This is a genomic window from Actinomyces sp. S6-Spd3 (assembly GCF_000758755.1).
GTDB lineage: Bacteria > Actinomycetota > Actinomycetes > Actinomycetales > Actinomycetaceae > Pauljensenia.
In genome coordinates, this window is record NZ_JRMV01000268.1 from 1 (window position 1) to 1,650 (window position 1,650).

General features: G+C 53.6%; 2 protein-coding genes. Both read left to right on the top strand.

Annotated elements, in window-relative coordinates; all coding sequences use genetic code 11:
- Nucleotides 1–323: 323 nt before the first annotated feature.
- A complete protein-coding gene (locus HMPREF1627_RS02120) occupies nt 324–1,274 on the top strand; it encodes an IS481 family transposase (protein ID WP_267958467.1) in 951 nt (316 codons plus the stop codon).
- A gap of 3 nt (nt 1,275–1,277) precedes the next feature.
- Nucleotides 1,278–1,556, top strand: a complete 279-nt coding sequence (locus HMPREF1627_RS10545) for a hypothetical protein (protein ID WP_198030443.1) — start codon at nt 1,278–1,280, stop codon at nt 1,554–1,556.
- Nucleotides 1,557–1,650: the final 94 nt, after the last annotated feature.

The following is a 1,650-nucleotide window of genomic DNA, read 5'->3' on the forward strand; positions in this document are numbered from 1 at the left end:
ATACTGGGGTCGAAACCATCTATGACCTGCTATCAAAAACTACCAACTCAAAACCGGAACGATGCCCCGACACATCAAAGCCCAAGAACCACACCAAATGTACTATAGCCCAAAAATCTCGGAACACCGTATGAACGATGTCCCGAGATATAACAATTTGCGGAGGATGGGGTGTGTGGTTTCAGGACATCGTTCACCCCTGTTCACCTCAACTAGTCCGCTGATGTCTTAAGACATCCTTCCGCGGATGTGTCACGACATCCTTCACCTATGTGTCACGACATTGTTCCCCATAAAGCAGGTAGTAACCGGCATGCTGGAGTATGACTTACACACGCAACAGAGCTATCGTGCTAGCAATCACTGACGGTGGAATGAGTGTCAAAGACGCAGCGACACATTTTGGCATCAGTACTCGCTGGATTAGAACCTTGCTTAAACGCTTCCGCACCGGCGGGCTTGAAGCGCTCCATCCACATTCCAAACGCCCACTGACCAACCCCAACCAGACACCACAAGAACTACGCGAAACCATCTTGGAGCTACGCGATCAACTCCTTCGAGACGGCCTAGATGCTGGAGCCGAAACAATCTATGACCTGCTACCAAAAGACAACCGCCCCTCAACTAGCACCATCTTCCGGATCTTGAAAACAAATGGGAAAATCCAACCCCAACCACAAAAACGGCCCCGCTCCTCATGGCAACGTTTCCAAGCACCCGCCCCCAACAGCCTGTGGCAATCAGACTTCACACACTGGCCTCTAGCCGATGGCACCGACACCGAAATCATCTCCTGGCTCGATGACCACTCCCGCTACCTCACCCACATCAGTGTTCACCCCACAATCACCGCAAGCATCGTGGTTAACACCTTCCTTAAAGCCACCGACACACACGGACTACCAGCAGCAACCCTTACCGATAACGGTTTCGTTTACACCACACGCCTAGCCGGCGGGCGCGCCACCAACAACCAACCCAACCCCTTCGAACAACTCCTGGCCGACCTGAGCATAGAACAGAAAAACGGCCGCCCCAACCACCCCACCACCCAAGGCAAAATCGAGCGCTTTCACCGCACCCTTAAAACATGGCTCAAAGCCCAACCACCAGCCCAAACCCACCAAGACCTACAACAACAACTCCAAGACTTCCAAACCATCTACAACACCCAACGAAAACACCGAGCCATCAACAGGCGCACACCCCACCAGGCCTACACCGCCACCCCCAAAGACCAACCCACCATCACACTTAACAACACCCACTAGCGAGTGCGATACGACCGGGTAGACAACCACGGCAAAATCACCCTGCGCTACGCCGGAAAAATACGCCACCTCGGCATCGGCCACGCCCACAACAGACAACGCATCATCCTGCTCGTCAACGGCCCCCAAGCCCTAGCCATCAACAAAACCACCGGAGAAATCATCGGCGAATACACCATCGACCCCACCAAAAACTACCAGCCCAAAAAACGGAACCATGACCCAACACATCCGCCCAAAAAACGGAACGATGACCCGACACATCAAAACCCCAAAGCATAAAAAATCTCGGGACACCGTATGAACGATGTCCCGAGACATAACATCCGGGTGGCTGACGGGACTCGAACCCGCGACGTCCTGGACCACAACCAGG